Annotated in this window: 15 protein-coding genes; 11 read left to right on the top strand and 4 right to left on the bottom strand. The window is 71.7% G+C overall.

Features of this window, described 5'->3' with window-relative positions; genetic code table 11:
- Window positions 1-15: 15 nt before the first annotated feature.
- Window positions 16-1,308 carry an amino acid deaminase gene (locus tag ADL03_RS26095; protein ID WP_053736189.1) on the bottom strand — a complete coding sequence of 431 codons (1,293 nt, stop codon included), beginning with the start codon at window positions 1,306-1,308 and terminating at the stop codon, window positions 16-18.
- An 85-nt stretch (window positions 1,309-1,393) separates the two neighbouring features.
- Between ADL03_RS26095 and ADL03_RS26090 the strand changes: the two genes are divergently transcribed.
- From ADL03_RS26090 to ADL03_RS26070, 5 genes are all read left to right on the top strand, one after another.
- Window positions 1,394-2,359: a sugar kinase gene (locus ADL03_RS26090; RefSeq protein WP_053736188.1), complete on the top strand. Its 966-nt coding sequence runs from the start codon at window positions 1,394-1,396 to the stop codon at window positions 2,357-2,359.
- The gene (locus ADL03_RS26085) at window positions 2,360-3,106 is read left to right on the top strand and encodes an IclR family transcriptional regulator (protein ID WP_053736187.1); all 747 of its coding nucleotides are present in this window, start codon (window positions 2,360-2,362) and stop codon (window positions 3,104-3,106) included.
- 13 nt (window positions 3,107-3,119) lie between these two features.
- Entirely contained in the window at window positions 3,120-3,500 is a 381-nt protein-coding gene (locus ADL03_RS26080) for a RidA family protein (protein WP_053736186.1), read from the top strand.
- A 234-nt stretch (window positions 3,501-3,734) separates the two neighbouring features.
- A complete protein-coding gene (locus ADL03_RS26075; RefSeq protein WP_053736185.1) occupies window positions 3,735-4,325 on the top strand; it encodes a hypothetical protein in 591 nt (196 codons plus the stop codon).
- Window positions 4,322-4,957 (top strand): hypothetical protein, encoded by a 636-nt coding sequence (locus ADL03_RS26070; RefSeq protein WP_053736184.1) that lies wholly within the window; start codon window positions 4,322-4,324, stop codon window positions 4,955-4,957. The genes ADL03_RS26075 and ADL03_RS26070 overlap by 4 nt, the downstream gene beginning before the upstream one ends.
- Window positions 4,958-5,028: 71 nt before the next feature.
- Here the strand turns inward: ADL03_RS26070 and ADL03_RS26065 are convergent, their stop codons facing one another.
- On the bottom strand, window positions 5,029-5,382 hold the full coding sequence (locus ADL03_RS26065; protein ID WP_369809027.1) for a DUF1844 domain-containing protein: 354 nt from the start codon (window positions 5,380-5,382) through the stop codon (window positions 5,029-5,031).
- Window positions 5,383-5,666: 284 nt separating this feature from the next.
- Between ADL03_RS26065 and infC the strand changes: the two genes are divergently transcribed.
- From infC to ADL03_RS26040, 5 genes are all read left to right on the top strand, one after another.
- Complete coding sequence (gene infC / locus ADL03_RS26060) at window positions 5,667-6,281, top strand: translation initiation factor IF-3 (RefSeq protein WP_053736182.1); 615 nt, start codon at window positions 5,667-5,669, stop codon at window positions 6,279-6,281.
- Between the two features lie 49 nt (window positions 6,282-6,330).
- Window positions 6,331-6,525, top strand: coding sequence for a 50S ribosomal protein L35 (gene rpmI / locus ADL03_RS26055; protein WP_053736181.1), 195 nt, complete (start codon window positions 6,331-6,333; stop codon window positions 6,523-6,525).
- Window positions 6,526-6,610: 85 nt separating this feature from the next.
- On the top strand, window positions 6,611-7,000 hold the full coding sequence (rplT, locus tag ADL03_RS26050; RefSeq protein ID WP_053736180.1) for a 50S ribosomal protein L20: 390 nt from the start codon (window positions 6,611-6,613) through the stop codon (window positions 6,998-7,000).
- Window positions 6,997-7,836, top strand: coding sequence for an RNA methyltransferase (locus ADL03_RS26045; protein WP_082373489.1), 840 nt, complete (start codon window positions 6,997-6,999; stop codon window positions 7,834-7,836). Before rplT ends, ADL03_RS26045 begins: the two co-directional genes overlap by 4 nt.
- Window positions 7,837-7,899: 63 nt before the next feature.
- Window positions 7,900-8,850: a S41 family peptidase gene (locus ADL03_RS26040; RefSeq protein WP_197288661.1), complete on the top strand. Its 951-nt coding sequence runs from the start codon at window positions 7,900-7,902 to the stop codon at window positions 8,848-8,850.
- A gap of 121 nt (window positions 8,851-8,971) precedes the next feature.
- On the opposite strand, the gene ADL03_RS26035 is transcribed toward ADL03_RS26040, so the two are convergent.
- Together ADL03_RS26035 and ADL03_RS26030 are read right to left on the bottom strand one after the other, a co-directional pair.
- The gene (locus tag ADL03_RS26035) at window positions 8,972-11,677 is read right to left on the bottom strand and encodes a hypothetical protein (RefSeq protein ID WP_063798712.1); all 2,706 of its coding nucleotides are present in this window, start codon (window positions 11,675-11,677) and stop codon (window positions 8,972-8,974) included.
- A gap of 2 nt (window positions 11,678-11,679) precedes the next feature.
- Complete coding sequence (locus ADL03_RS26030; RefSeq protein WP_231642266.1) at window positions 11,680-13,458, bottom strand: HSP90 family protein; 1,779 nt, start codon at window positions 13,456-13,458, stop codon at window positions 11,680-11,682.
- A 106-nt stretch (window positions 13,459-13,564) separates the two neighbouring features.
- Between ADL03_RS26030 and pheS the strand changes: the two genes are divergently transcribed.
- On the top strand, window positions 13,565-14,632 hold the full coding sequence (pheS, locus tag ADL03_RS26025) for a phenylalanine--tRNA ligase subunit alpha (protein ID WP_053736176.1): 1,068 nt from the start codon (window positions 13,565-13,567) through the stop codon (window positions 14,630-14,632).
- The last annotated feature ends 5 nt before the right edge of the window (window positions 14,633-14,637 follow it).

Below are 14,637 nucleotides of genomic sequence, written 5' to 3'. Positions count from 1 at the left end.
GTTGGAAGTAGGTGGCTAGAAGTACGTGCGGACCAGGTCGACCACGGTCGTGCCCTCGACGACCGGGATGAGCTGCCACTTGTCGAACACCGTGCACGGGTGCGACAGACCGAGCCCGATCCAGTCGCCGACCCGGACCGTGGCTTCCGGTCCGAGCGAGAGGAACGCGTGCTGGTCGTTGAGGGCGGTGACCTCCGCCTGGGTGAGCGGGGCGACCGCGCCGTCACGGCGGCGCAGCAGCTGCGGCTCCGGCAGGCCCTCGTCGAACGACGCGTCGCGCTTGCCGATCGTGAGCAGCGCCAGGTCGCGCTGTGGCCGTGAGGTCACCTGGGCCCAGGCGCGCAGGGCCGGCCGGAACGGCTCGACACCGCCGATCCGGGCGAACGGTGAGATCCCGCGGTAGAAGCCGTCGTCGTGCGTGATGTACGCGCCGCTGCGCAGCACCGGGTTGACCGCCATCGGCCACGGCTGGGTGAGCGTCGCGGCGACCTGGTCGAAGTACGCGCTGCCACCGGCGGTGACGACGACCTCGTCCAGCTCGTCGAACAGGCCCGCGTCGGCGAGCCGGACGGTGAGCGTGCGCAGGTCGGCCAGGTAGCGGTCCACGGTGGACCGCGAGGACTCCGACGCGTCGTGCGCCAGCGCGCCCTCGTAGCCACCGGCACCGACCAGGCGCAGCACCGGGCTCTGGGCCACCGCCCGTGCCACCGCCATCGCGGTCTCCACGTCACGGGCACCCGTGCGGCCGCCGGGCGCGCCCAGCTCGACCAGCACGTCGACCGGCCGGGACGGCTGGAGCTCCTGCAGCGTCTCGCTCATCAGCGCGACACCGGCCTCGGAGTCGGCCCAGCAGCTGAACTCGAAGCGCGGGTCGGCGGCCAGCTCGGCGACCAGCCAGCGCAACCCGGCCGGGTCGAGCAGCTGGTTCGCGAGCAGGATCCGCTGCACGCCGAACGCCCGGTACACCCTGGCCTGCGACGCGTTCGCCGCGGTCAGGCCCCAGACGCCGTGCTCGATCTGGCGCTGGAAGAGCTGCGGCGCCATCGTCGTCTTGCCGTGCGGCGCGAGGTTGACGCCGTGCTCGGCGCACCACCGGGCCATCGTCGTCAGGTTGTGCGTCAACGCCTCCGCGTCCAGCACGACGAGCGGTCCGACGAACTCGTCGGCGAACAGGTCGAGCCGGCGGTCCGCCACCTCACCGATGGTCGAGCCCAACACGCTCGCCGGCAGGCCCTTGAACCGCCAGTCGACGCGTTCGGACCGGATACCGGCGACCGCGGAGAGGTCGATCTCCGTCAGTTGTTGCATATTTTGCAACTCCCATTGCGCGATGTGATGCTGGAGTGTGTAGCATTCGGGTGCGCCGCCGTCAACGAACACCTCTGGAGCACGCATGCGGTTCGAACACGTTGGCGGTGTCGTGTGTCTCGGCGAGACCATGGTGATGATGGTTCCGGCTGAACCCGGTCCCGTGCACCTGGTGCGCACCTGGCACCGCGCCATCGGGGGCGCCGAGTCCAACGTGGCCTCTCACCTGGCACGCCTCGGCGTGCCCTCGTCGTGGGTCAGCGCGGTCGGGGACGACTCGTTCGGCCTCGCGGTGCTCGACGCGGTCAGCGGGTTCGGCGTCGACGTCTCCCGCGTGCGGGTCGACGCGAGCAGGCCGACCGGGCTGTACGTCAAGGAGGCCTCACCGCACGGGAGCCCGGTGCGGTACTACCGGCGCGGATCGGCGGCGTCGGGCATGGGCCCGGAGATGATCGACCGGCTGGGGCTGGACGACGTGCAGCTCGTGCACCTCAGCGGGATCACGGCCGCGCTGTCCGACTCGTGCCTGGCGCTGATGAGGGAGCTGCTGCGCAGGCCGCGGCACGGGTTCCGGATCTCGTTCGACCTGAACTGGCGGCCGGCGCTGTGGACCGACCGGGACCCGCGCGTGCTGCGCGAGCTCGCCGACCTGGCCGACGTCGTGCTGGCCGGTGCGGACGAGGCGGAGCTGGTGTGGGGGACCGGCGACCCGGCGCGGCTGCGGGCGTTGCTGCCCGGCCCGAAGACGCTCGTCGTGAAGCAGGGTGCCGAGGGCGCGACGCTGCTGGAGGAGTCCGGATCGTGGTTCGAGCCCGCGCTGGAGGTCGAGGTCGTGGAGCCGGTCGGCGCCGGTGACGCGTTCGCGGCCGGGTTCCTCGCGGCGACGCTGGCCGGCGCCCCGGCCGCGCAGCGACTGCGTGCCGGGCACCTGCAGGCGGCCTCCGCTTTGCTGACCGCCGAGGACGTCGGAGATCCTTTGCCCGACGACGTGACATCGCACCTGCTGCACGCCGACCCGCAGACCTGGGCCGCCGCCCGCCTGGAGGTGTAGATGAGCCAGAGCCTCGACCGCGCGCTCACGCTGGTGAGCCAGCTCGCGACCGGACCGAAGACGCTCGACGAGCTGTCCGGCGTGATCGACGTGCACAAGTCGACCACGCTGCGGCTGCTGCGCACGCTGGAGACCCACCGGTTCGTCCAGCGCGACGGCGTGCACCACTACCGGCTCGGCACCGCGCTGTTCGACCTCGCCAACCGCGCCCTGGAGGAACGGGACGTGCGCCGCGCCGCCGAACCCGCGTTGCGCGAGCTGAACGCCAAGCTGGGCTACACGATCCACCTCGCGTCCTATGAGGACGGTGAGGTCATCTACATCGACAAGTACGAGTCCTCGCACCCGATGCGCATGTACTCCCGCATCGGCCGGCGCGCGCCGCTGCACTGCACGGCGGTGGCGAAGATCCTGCTGTCCGACCTGCCGCCCGCCACGTTGCGGAAGCTGCTGGCCGGCATGGAGTTCCCGCGTCTCACGGCGAACACGATCGTCGGTCCCACGGCGTACCTCGCCGAGCTGGACCGCGTGCGCGCCACCGGGTACGCCGTCGACAACGCCGAGCACGAGGACTTCATCCACTGCATCGCCGCACCGATCCGCGGCTCGCGCGGCGAGGTGATCGCGGCGGTGTCGATGTCGGTGCCCAAGGTGCTGCTCGACTTCGACGGACTGCTCGCGCACCTGCCAGACCTGCTCGCCACCGCACAGGCCGCGTCCGTCGAATGCGGTTACGTTCCAAGGTAAAAGGGGAATTCCGTTGTCCAAGGTTGAGATCAAGACCACCGACGCGCCGCAGCCGGTGGCCCGTTTCTCGCAGGGTGTGCGCAAGGGCAACATCCTGCAGGTGGCCGGCCAGGTCGCGTTCGACCCGTCGTCTGGCGAGATCGTCGGCACCACCGTCGCCGAGCAGACGCGGCAGACGTTCGCGAACCTCAACGCCGTGCTCGCGGCCGGTGGCGCGTCGATCGACGACGTCGTGATGATCCGGGTGTACCTCACCGACACCGCGCACTTCGCGGAGCTCAACGAGGTCTACGGCGAGTTCGTCACGGACCCGGCTCCGGCGCGCACGACGGTGTACGTCGGGCTGCCGGCCGGGCTGCTGGTGGAGATCGACGCACTGGCCGTGGTCGACTGACCGTCGCCGGGCACCGATGTCCCGAGGCGGGGACATCGGCGGCTGATGGCTTTTCAAGGGCGCACCTCCCGTCCGGGAGGTGCGCCCTTCGCCGTCCGCACAACTCGATCGGCGCCCGATGTTGCGGCCGGTTCACCGTTCTACGAGCGGGAACGGGCCGCGATGACCAGGTTGCCGGGCACGATCACGCGGTGATCATCGACGGCGCAATGGTCACGTGGCAGCATCCGCACCATGAAGTGGTACGCGGACAGACCGATCAGGCTCACGCGTCAGGTGGTGGCGGACCTCCTCGCCGTCGGGTGGGTGGCGCTCTGGATCTGGGTGGCCACCACGGTCCACGACTGGGTGCTCGAGCTGCGGGCGCCGGGCGACGGGCTCGTCAGCGCGGGCGGCAGCATTCGCGACGTCTTCACCAACGCCGCCAGCAAAGCCAGGGGGCTGCCGCTGGTGGGCGCCGACCTGTCCGGGGCGCTGGGCAACGGCACCAAGGCCGGCGAGACCCTGACCAACGCGGGCAACGCGCAGATCAGCGTCGTGCAGGACTCCGCCTTCTGGCTCGCGACCGCCCTCGTCGTCGTCCCGGTGCTGTTCCTTCTGATCACGTGGCTGCCGGTCCGGCTCCGGTACGCGCGCAGGGCCGCGGGTGTCGCGAAGCTGCGGGACAAACCCGACCTGCTGGCGCTGAGGGCGCTGACCAGCCTGACGCCGCGGCAGCTCGCGAGGTTCGACGGCGACCCCGCGGTGGCGTGGCGCACCGGTGACATCGACGTGATCACCGAGCTGGCCCGCCGCGAGCTCGCCGCGCTGGGGGTGCGGGCATGATCGCGCTCGCGGTGGTCGCCGCCGTGGTGTCGTTGTGCTCGGTGGCGGTGGCGCTGTGGCAGGCGCGTGAGGCGAAGAACGCCCAGCAGGCGGCGCGCGCGGCACAGGAGGAGGCCGCGGCGGCGCGCAAGGCGGTCGAGCAGGCGACGGCGAGCGCGTTGCAGGCCAAGACCGCGGTCGAGGAAGCGCGCAGGGCCGCCGACGAGGCGCGCAAGGCCGCGGCGGGCTCGCAGGACGCGGCCGGTGCGGCGCGGATGCTGGCCGACGAGGCGCAGCGGGCCGGGCAGTTCGCGATCGAGCGGGTCGAGGAGGTCGCGCAGAGCGTCTCGGCCGAACGGCGGCGGCGCGGCATGCCGACGTTCGAGATCACGCCGGGGGCGCCCGACGAGTTCCACCTCAGCTACTTCGGCGGGCCGCCGGTGCTCGACCAGGTCACGGTGTCGGTCGTGCCCGGCTCACGCGTGCTCGGGCTGTCGGTCGACGACGAGCCGCCGGCCGAGCAGGTCGACATCGGACCGCTGCCCAACGGCGCCAGCGTGACGTTCCGCGCGGCGACCGGGCAGCGGGCCTCCGCCGTGTTCTCGGTCAGCGCCCAGCCCTGGGAACCGGTCGTCGTGCGGGCGGAGCCGTAGGCGCCCGGACGCCGGGAACGGTGTCCCCCGCCGAGCGCCGACGGCGTGCCGCGGGATCAGTGGACGCGGGATCAGTAGACCGGGCCGGTGTACTTCTCGCCGGGGCCCTTGCCCGGCTCGTCGGGCACCACGGAGGCCTCGCGGAACGCGCGCTGCACCGACTGCAGGCCGTCCTTCAGCGGCGCGGCGTGCGGCCCGAGGTACTCCGAGGAGGCGGTGATCAGGCCGGCCAGCGCCGTGATCAGGCGGCGGGCCTCGTCGAGGTCGCGGCGCGGGGAGTTGTCCGGGTCCGGGTCCGCGAGGCCGAGGCGTTCCGCGGCGGCGGACAGCAGCATCACGGCCGCACGGCTGATGACCTCGATGCTGGGGACGTCGCCCAGGTCGCGGATACCATCTTCAACACTGCCTTCAAGCGGATCGGTCACGCCGCCCATTCAAGCAAGCGGACGTCACACGGCCTCGATTCGGGGGTTGACAACCGCGTCTGCTACTATTTCGGACGCGACCAGCTCCCGTTAGTGCGGGAGCGGCAAGTGGAGCCCCGCTCCCACCCGCGATCACCGCTCCACGAGGTGGCCGGGTCCGGTCCTCCTGGCAACAGGGCACACGGGTGCCCGCTGCACAGGTTTGTGATCGGTCGGAAGCGGGCCCTGTCGTCATCGACGACGGGGCTCTTGTCTTTGGCGCAACCGAGTCTCAAAGGACGTGAATGACAAGTCCCTCGAACCGCGGTGCACCCGTCAGCACCGAGCCGCGCATCAACGACCGCATTCGGGTGCCGGAAGTTCGTCTGGTCGGGCCGAATGGTGAGCAGGTCGGGATCGTTCGCATCGAGGACGCGCTCCGACTCGCGCAGGAAGCGGATCTCGACCTCGTCGAGGTCGCCGCGCAGGCTCGCCCGCCGGTCTGCAAGCTCATGGACTACGGCAAGTTCAAGTACGAGACCGCGCAGAAGGCGCGCGAGTCCCGTCGGAACCAGCAGCTGACGGTCATCAAAGAGCAGAAGCTGCGGCCGAAGATCGACCCGCACGACTACCAGACGAAGAAGGGCCACGTGGCCCGCTTCCTCTCGCACGGGAACAAGGTCAAGGTGACCATCATGTTCCGCGGTCGCGAGCAGTCGCGCCCGGAGCTCGGTTACCGGTTGCTGCAGAAGCTGGCGGAGGACGTCGCGGAGCTGGGCTTCGTCGAGTCCAACCCCAAGCAGGACGGCCGCAACATGATCATGGTGTTGGCGCCGCACAAGAACATCAAGCCGCGTCCGGTGAAGCAGGAGCAGGACGGCGTCGTCGAAGCCGACGAGGCCGCCGAGGCCTCCGAATAGGACGCATGGCCGCCCCCGACCCGGTGGGTAGCACGAGACGAGGACGGAAATGCCGAAGAACAAGACGCACAAGGGCACCTCGAAGCGAGTCCGGGTGACCGGCAGCGGAAAGATCGTCCGCGAGAAGACGGGCAAGCGTCACCGCCTGGAGGTCAAGTCCAGCCGTGAGACGCGTCGCATGGCCGGCACCAGCGTGGTCTCTCCGGCTGACGCCCCTCGCCTGAAGAAGCTGCTCGGTCTCTGACCCGCTTCGACCCCCTAGCTAATTTCGGGGCGCCAGCGCCACCCGTTGGCGGACTACGCCCCCTTGAGATCGACAGGATGGACCCGTGGCACGCGTCAAGCGGGCTGTGAACGCCCAGAAGAAGCGCCGTACCACCCTCGAACTGGCCAGCGGTTACCGCGGCCAGCGCTCGAGGCTGTACCGCAAGGCCAAGGAGCAGGTGCTCCACTCGCTCAACTACGCGTACCGCGACCGGCGTGCGCGCAAGGGCGACTTCCGCAAGCTGTGGATCCAGCGCATCAACGCCGCTGCCCGCGCGAACGGGATGACCTACAACCGCCTCATCCAGGGCCTCCGGCTCGGTGGGGTCGAGGTCGACCGCAAGATCCTCGCGGACCTGGCCGTCACCGACGCGACCGCGTTCTCCGCTCTTGTCGAGATCGCCCGTGGCGCGCTCCCGGCCGACGTGAACGCCCCGGCCGGGGACAAGGCCTGAGCCAGCACCCACGCGAACAACGACCCGAGGCAGCTCCGTTCACCGAACGGACGCCTCGGGTCGTTGCTGCTCGCCACCTGACCCGCCGCCAGGGCCGTGACAAGGCCGGCCGGTTCCTCGTCGAGGGCGCCCAGGCCGTGCGGGAAGCACTCGCCTGGCAGCACGGCGAGGTCCACGAGCTGTTCGTCACCGAGACGGCCGCCGAACGCAACCCCGAGCTGCTCCAGTCCGCCGCCGCGGCGGGCGTCCGGATCAGCGAGGTGACCGACAAGGCCGCCGCGTCGTTGTCGGAGACCGTGACCCCGCAGGGCCTCGTCGCCGTGTGCGACGCGGTCCCGCAGCCGCTCGACCAGGCGCTGTCCGGCTCACCGCGGCTCGTCGCCGTCCTGTACGGCGTCTCCGACCCCGGCAACGCCGGCACCGTCACCCGCGTGGCCGACGCCGCCGGAGCCGACGCGGTGATCTTCGCCGGCGACACGGTCGACCCGCACAACGGCAAGTGCGTGCGCGCCTCGACGGGCTCGCTGTTCCACCTGCCGATCGCGCGGTCCCGTGCCGCCGACGAGGTCTTCGCCGCCTGCCGGGCAGCGGGGCTGAAGCTCGTCGCCGCCGACGGGTACGCGGAACAGGACCTGGTCGAGGCCTCGGCCAAGGGCGACCTGCGGCACCCCACGGCGTGGGTGTTCGGCAGCGAGGCGCACGGCCTGCCCGACGACGTGGTCGCCTCCCTCGACACCTCGCTGAAGGTGCCGCTCTACGGCGCCGCGGAGAGCCTCAACCTCGCGACGGCCGCCGCCGTCTGCCTCTACGCCTCGGCCCGCGACCAGCGCAGCTGACCGGACACCGCCGGCGGTGGAAAACCGCTGGCGGTCCACCGCGGGTTTCGCGATCGTGTGCCGGTGCGCGAACCCGAGATCGACCTCCTCTGCTCCCAGCTCACCTCCTACTACGTCTTCCCGGACACGGCGACCGAGATCGCGGCGGTCCTGCGCACCCGGCTCGCCGAGGGCGCGTACGCCGACGTGGACGACGAGCGGTTCGCCGCCCTGGTCACCGCCGACCTGCAGAAGGTCAACGGCGACAAGCACCTGCGGCTGCTGCACAGCCACGACGAGGTGCCGGAGACCGGCGAGGACTCGGCCTGGGACCCGGTGGCCTACCGGCGCGAGGCGGAGCTGGACGCGTTCGGCGTCACCCGCGTCGAACGCCTCGCCGGCAACGTCGGCCTGCTGGCCCTGCGCCTGCTGCACGACGCCGCCGTCGCCACCCCGGCCGTGACCGCCGCCATGACCCTCCTCGCCCACACCGACGCGTTGATCATCGACCTGCGCGCCAACGGCGGCGGCGACCCGCACACGGTCGCCCTGATCTGCAGCTACCTGTTCGACGAGCCGGTGCACCTCAACGACATCTACAACCGCCCGGACGACACGACGCAGCAGTTCTGGACGTTGCCGCACGTACCGGGCCCGCGCTTCGGCGGCACCAAGCCGGTCTACGTGCTCACCAGCGCCCGCACGTTCTCCGGCGCGGAGGAGCTCAGCTACAACCTGCGGCAGAACGAGCGCGCCACCCTCGTCGGCGAGACCACCAGGGGCGGCGCCCACCCCGGCGACCGCTACCGCGTCGGCCCGCACCTGAAGTCGTCCATCCCCAACGGCCGCGCGATCAACCCGATCTCCGGCACCAACTGGGAGGGCGTCGGCGTCGTCCCGCACGTCGAGGTGCCCGCCGACGAGGCGTTCGACGTCGCCTACCGCCGTGCCCTCGCCCACGTGCTCACCCTCGGCTCCGCCGGCCCCCGCCGCCCCGTCTTCGAGGCCGCCACCGCCGCCCTCACCCCCGCCTGACCGTCACGCGGGCCCCGCGTACCCCTCAAGGCCACGAAGGACCCCCGCGTGACTTCCGTTCGGACGCCACGCGGGGAGCCTTCGTACGACAGGAGCGGACGGGAGGGCCCCGCGTGGGGGCTCAGCCCAGGCGAGCGGTCAGGTCGCGGACCAGGGGGTCGGTGCCGGGGGTCTTCTGCTGGGCGCGCAGCGCGTCGGAGAGGGCCGAGAGCACCTCGCCGACCAGGGCGTCGTCGGGCAGCAGGGCCGCCGCCCGCCGTGCCTCGGTCTCGGAGCCCTCGGGGTCGCCGGCCTCCAGCAGCACCCGCGCCGACCGCACGACGAGGAACGTCCGCCAGCCCTCCTCCGACAGCGAGGCCGCGAGCGCCTCCGCCTCCCGGTTGTGCTTGATGGCGAGCGCGAACTCGCCCGCCTGCGAGTGCAGGAACGCCCTGATGGCCGCGATCTCGGCCTGGCGCCGGGTGACCTCGGGCAGGTCGTCCAGTGACGGCAGCAGGGCCTCGGCGTCGTCCAGTGCCGACCGCGTCGCGGCCACCGCCTCGCCGGGGAGCGCGGAGGCCAGTTCGATCAGCGAGCCGACGGCCTCGGAGACGTTGCCCTCCGACTGCCACAGCTCGGCGGCGGCGCGGTGGGACGCCGTCGCCTCGTCGTGCTCGCCGGTGCGGTGCAGCACGGAGGCCAGCGCGTCGAGCAGGAACGCGCGGCGGCCGACCTCCTCGGCGGGCAGCAGGGCGGCGGCCTCGCGCAGGTACTTCACGGCGGCGGGCAGCTCGTCGAGCGTGCGGCACACCTGGCCGAGCCGGAACACGATCTGCAGGCGCAGGTCGTCCTGGCCCTCCTGGACCAGCCGCAGCGCCTCCTCCAGCACCTCGGCGGCCTCGACGAACCGGTCGGTCTGCACGTAGCCGCCGGACAGGGCGAAGCAGAAGTGCGCGGTGTGGCCGGGGGAGAGGTGCACGCGTGAGACGGCGACGGCCTCCCGCAGCTCGGCCAGGCAGGCGCCCTCCTGGTCGAGCTCCTGGATGGCGGCCACCTGGTACCAGCGGGCCTCGGCCGACTCCGGCAGCGGGAACGACGAGACGAAGGTCGCGGCGGTCGCCATGGCCTCCGGCACGCGCTGCAGCACGGTCTCCAGCCGCAGGCGCAGCCGCAGCCCCTCGAAGCGCGCGTTCGGCGGCAGGTCGCCGGCCAGCGCGGCCACGACGTCGGCGTAGGCGCCGTCGACGTCCTGTTCGCGGGCCTTGTGCTCGGCCGCCTGCACGAGGACCCGGCCGCGCAGCTCCGGAACGTCCAAAGAGGACGCGAGCGCCATCATCTCCGCCGCCCGGTCGTGCTGGTGCTCCTCGTCGAACAGCTCCGACAACGACAGCGCGGCGATCGTCCTCGTGTAGTCCGTGGTGGCCTCCGCCAGGCAGCGTTCGGCGAGCTCCACGCCGTTCTCCAGCTTGACGGCCATCCTGGCCTGGTAACGCAACGCCATGTCCGCGGGCAGTGCGGCCAGCAGCGCCTCGAAGGCCTCCTGCTCGAACGGCGCCAGCCCGCTGGTGATCCGGCGGATCCCGGCGTGCGCGGCCAGGTCGGGCGGCAGCAGCGCGTCCATGTCGGCGGGCAGCGAGTCGAGCATCCGCCGGGCCCGCACGAAGTCGCCGGTCTCGTACAGCGACACCATCCGCGTCGCGATGTCGACCGGGTCGCCGAAGACCTCGGGCTCCTCCGCCGGTGGCGCCGGTGCCGCCGCTGCCGGGACCGCCAGCGGCACGTGCGGGTAGTCGGCCTGCTCCAGCGCCCTGGTCACCCGCTCGGTCCACGCGGGCGTGCCGTTGCGCTTGTCGAACGCCTTGGCGAGCTCCATCGCCCGCGCCGACAGCCGGTCGAGCAGTTCGGCGGCGGTCAGCGTGCCCACCGACGGCACCTCGAAGACCGTGCCGCCCGGCAGTCGGCGCAGCAGCACGGCGGCGCACTCGGCGAACGACAGCTCGTCGGCCGGCAGGTGCGCCGCGGTCACCTTGTGCAGGTTCCTGCGCAGGATCTCCTCGCCGCGCTCGACGTTGCCGGTCAGCGCGCAGAACCGGATGTGCTCGTGCACGTACGAGGTGATCTCGTCGTCCTTGATCAACCGGTACGCGGTCAGGTGCGCGTGCGCGGCCTTCTCCAGGTCACCGATCTCCAGCAACGGCCACAGCAGCGCCGAGAGGATGCCCTGCGGCTGGGTGGCGCAGCCGGTGTTGCCGGACAGGCCCTCCCAGCCGTGCCCGGCGGCCTCGGAGTGCCGCCCGAGCCGCGCCAGCATCCACACCTGCTCCTCGACCACGCACGCGTCGCAGTCGGCCATCGGACCGGACTCCGTGGCCAGGTACCTGCCGAGGTGCTCGCGCAACGCGTCCATGTCACCGACGTGGTAGGCGTACTCCGCGCGGGCGCCGTGCACCGGCTGCACCGAGTAGCCCAGCCGCCCGTAGCGGTCGGCGAGCTGCTTGATCACGGCCTGCAGCTGCTCCAGCGAGAACCGCGGGTCGCGCCGCAGCCCGGTGGAGATCCACTTGTGCGCCCAGTCCAGCGAGCGCCGCTCGTAGTCGTTGAACGCCTCCGGGTCCTTCTCCTCGGCGCCCAGGCACCACGCGAACGGCGCCAGCATCAGGTCGTAGCGCGACAGGTAGTAGGCCGAGTCGATCATCGCGATCCGGCACGACACCCCGAGCGGCAGGTGGTTCAGCGCGTCGGACATCCGCGCGGCCCGCTCCAGCGCCTCGTGCTTCGGCATGCCCGTGGGCATGTTGTAGGCCTCCAGGAACGCGTTCTCCGCGTCCTCCCCGGTGAAGTCGGCCATGATCACTTACCCCCAACGGCGCGGTCGAGCAGTTCCAGGAACGAGCGGTTCAGCGCCGCCGTGTCCTTCGGTCGCATGGCCCGCCGCGCCTGCAGGACGGCGTGCACGTACAGAGATTCGAGCGTCAGCTCCACGAGCGACGGGTCGGTCAGCCGCGCCAGCCGCTGCACCAGCGGGTTGCGGCAGTTCAGCACGAGCTGTTCCGGCCGCCCGGAACCGGAGTCCGCGGTCAGCTGCCCCAGCAGCTCCGCCCACAGCGGGTCGGCGTCGGCCGCCGTCTGCTCGGTGTCGAGCTTGCGCTGCTGCTCGGCGTTGCTGATCAGCAGCGCGGGCAGCGACACCGGGTCGAAGTCGCGCACCACCGCGTCGCAGTCGTGCCGGTCCAGCGCCGCGGCCCCCTCGGCCAGCCGCAGCCTCAGCGCCGCCTCGACGTCCGGCTCGGGATCGGCCAGCGCCGCCAGCAGCTCGCTCGGGGCCACCCGGCGCGCGACGGCGGGGCCGTCCAGCGCGCTGAGCCGGTTCAGCAGCTCCATGTCGTAGGCGTAGCCGGCGTTGACCAGCCCGAGGCCCTGTGCCGCGGCGACCGGGGCGAGCTGGTGGAACTCGTCGACGTCCGGGATGTAGAGGATGGCGCCGTGCTTGCGCTTGAACTGCCGCAACGGGATCGCGCCGTCGGTGGTCTCGAACGGCAGCCAGCGCTCCACCAGCCGCAGCATCTCGTCGTCCGACCGCGCCAGCGACTTGATGCCGAGGTGGTGGGCGGCCAGCAGCTCACCCGCGCGGCGCGGCTCGATCGCGTCCAGCCGGATCAGCCAGTCGCGGATCTGCTCGCCCAGCTCCTCGCGCACCGCCAGCAGCATCTCGTCCTGGTACAGCGACTCGCGCGAGGCCGTCGGCCGGATCGCGGACGCGTCGACCACGCACCGCACGAAGTACGCCCAGTCCGGCAGCAGGCCCTCGACGTTGTCGCCGACCAGCATCCGCTTCAGGTAGACCCGGTGCGTCTGGCGCGTCCCGGGGTGCACGCCCTGCGGCAGCACGAACGCGACACCGGTCAGCCCGGCCGCCTCGACCTCGATCGGAATCGCCTCGAACGGCGTGAACCCCAGCACCTGCTCGCAGTACGCGGACAGGTCGGCGTCCTCGACGTCCCACGGCCGTTGACCGCGCGTGACGACGTCGCCGTCCACCGTGACGACCGCGGGCAGCAGATCGCCGTAGTCGCTCACCAGCGGCCGCACGACGTCGGCCTCCAGCCAGTGCTCGTTGCCCCGCGACGCGCTCAGCTCGACCGTCGTGCCGACCGGTACGTCACCCTCCACAGCGGACACGGAGTAGTTGCCCGACGAGTCGGCCTCCCACCGCACCGCGGCGCCACCGCGAGCGGACCGGGTGATGACCGTCACCGAGGAGGCGACCAGGAAGCACGACAGCATGCCCACGCCGAACTGGCCCAGGAACCCCTCGCGGGCGAACCCCAGGTCGTCGCGCTTCGAGGTGCGGCCGAGCGTGGACAGCAGCTCGTGCACCTCGTCCTCGGTGAGGCCCACGCCGGTGTCGGTGATCCGCAGCGTGGAGCCGCAGGTGATCGAGACCTCGGCCGGGCAGGACGGGTCGAGCTCGCGCCGTGCCGTGATCGCGTCGACGGCGTTCTGCAGCAGCTCGCGGACGTAGACGCGCGGGCTGCTGTACAGGTGGTGGCTGAGCAGGTCGATGATGCCGCGCAGGTCGACGCGGAAGGTGTGCGACATGATGCCGCCCATCCTAAGGACGTGATCCATGCCGGCGCCGCCCTTTACAAGGAACGGCTCGGGGCGGTCGGCAGGGCACCCACTAGGATCGGGGAGTTGATTACCTGATGTCCGCGACGGGAGCTGTACTACCACCATGTCCGGAGCCAACGACCCGTACGACCCCAAGCAGGTCGCGGCGCTGTCGGCCGAGCACCTCGACGCAGCCGTGCAGAAGGCGCGCGAGGCGTTCGCCGGGGCAGCCGACCTGGAGGCGCTGGCCGCGGTCAAGCCCGGTCACCTCGGCGACCGGTCGCCCGTGCTGCTGGCCCGCCGCGAGATCGGTGCACTGCCGCCCAAGGCGAAGGCAGAGGCCGGCAAGCGCGTGAACGAGGCGCAGTCCGCGATCAAGGTCGCCTTCGACGAGCGGCACGCCGTGCTCCAGGTCGAGCGCGACGAGCGGGTGCTGCGCGAGGAGACCGTCGACGTCACGCTGCCGTGGGACCGCTTCCCGCGCGGCGCGCGCCACCCGATCACCACGCTCGCCGAGCGCATCGGTGACGTCTTCGTGGCCATGGGCTACGAGGTCGCCGAGGGCCCCGAGCTCGAGACCGAGTGGTTCAACTTCGACGCGCTGAACTTCGGCAAGGACCACCCGGCCCGCTCGATGCAGGACACCTTCTACATCGCGCCCGCCGACTCCGCGCTGGTGCTGCGCACGCACACCTCGCCGGTGCAGGCCCGCACGCTGCTCGACCGCGAGCCGCCGGTGTACGTGGTGTGCCCCGGCCGCACGTTCCGCACCGACGAGCTCGACGCGACCCACACCCCGGTGTTCCACCAGGTCGAGGGCCTCGCCGTGGACAAGGGCCTGACCATGGGCCACCTCAAGGGCACGCTCGACGCGTTCGCGCGCGCCATGTTCGGCGAGGACTCCCGCACCCGGCTGCGCCCGTCGTTCTTCCCCTTCACCGAGCCGTCGGCCGAGGTCGACGTGTGGTTCCCGGAGAAGAAGGGCGGCGCGGGCTGGGTCGAGTGGGGCGGCTGCGGCATGGTCAACCCCAACGTGCTGCGCGCCTGCGGCGTCGACCCGGACGTGTACTCCGGCTTCGCGTTCGGCATGGGCCTGGAGCGGACGCTGCAGTTCCGCAACGGCCTGCCCGACATGCGCGACATGGTCGAGGGCGACGTCCGCTTCACCCAGCCTTTCGGAACGGAGGCCTGAGCCGG

Origin of the sequence: Nocardia sp. NRRL S-836 (genome assembly GCF_001279525.1) — a bacterium.
Classification (GTDB): Bacteria; Actinomycetota; Actinomycetes; order Mycobacteriales; family Pseudonocardiaceae; genus Lentzea.
The sequence above is the reverse complement of the archived record's forward strand: the minus strand, read 5'-3'. Positions and strand labels throughout refer to the sequence as shown.

Excerpts from the sequence above, each read along its gene's own strand:
- ADL03_RS26035 (WP_063798712.1), bottom strand. The coding sequence starts at position 11,677 with ATGGCCGACTTCACCGGGGAGGACGCGGAGAACGCGTTCCTGGAGGCC.
- rpmI (WP_053736181.1), top strand. The coding sequence starts at position 6,331 with ATGCCGAAGAACAAGACGCACAAGGGCACCTCGAAGCGAGTCCGGGTG.
- infC (WP_053736182.1), top strand. The coding sequence starts at position 5,667 with ATGACAAGTCCCTCGAACCGCGGTGCACCCGTCAGCACCGAGCCGCGC.
- pheS (WP_053736176.1), top strand. The coding sequence starts at position 13,565 with ATGTCCGGAGCCAACGACCCGTACGACCCCAAGCAGGTCGCGGCGCTG.
- ADL03_RS26070 (WP_053736184.1), top strand. The coding sequence starts at position 4,322 with ATGATCGCGCTCGCGGTGGTCGCCGCCGTGGTGTCGTTGTGCTCGGTG.
- ADL03_RS26075 (WP_053736185.1), top strand. The coding sequence starts at position 3,735 with ATGAAGTGGTACGCGGACAGACCGATCAGGCTCACGCGTCAGGTGGTG.
- ADL03_RS26030 (WP_231642266.1), bottom strand. The coding sequence starts at position 13,458 with ATGGATCACGTCCTTAGGATGGGCGGCATCATGTCGCACACCTTCCGC.
- ADL03_RS26095 (WP_053736189.1), bottom strand. The coding sequence starts at position 1,308 with ATGCAACAACTGACGGAGATCGACCTCTCCGCGGTCGCCGGTATCCGG.
- ADL03_RS26085 (WP_053736187.1), top strand. The coding sequence starts at position 2,360 with ATGAGCCAGAGCCTCGACCGCGCGCTCACGCTGGTGAGCCAGCTCGCG.
- ADL03_RS26090 (WP_053736188.1), top strand. The coding sequence starts at position 1,394 with ATGCGGTTCGAACACGTTGGCGGTGTCGTGTGTCTCGGCGAGACCATG.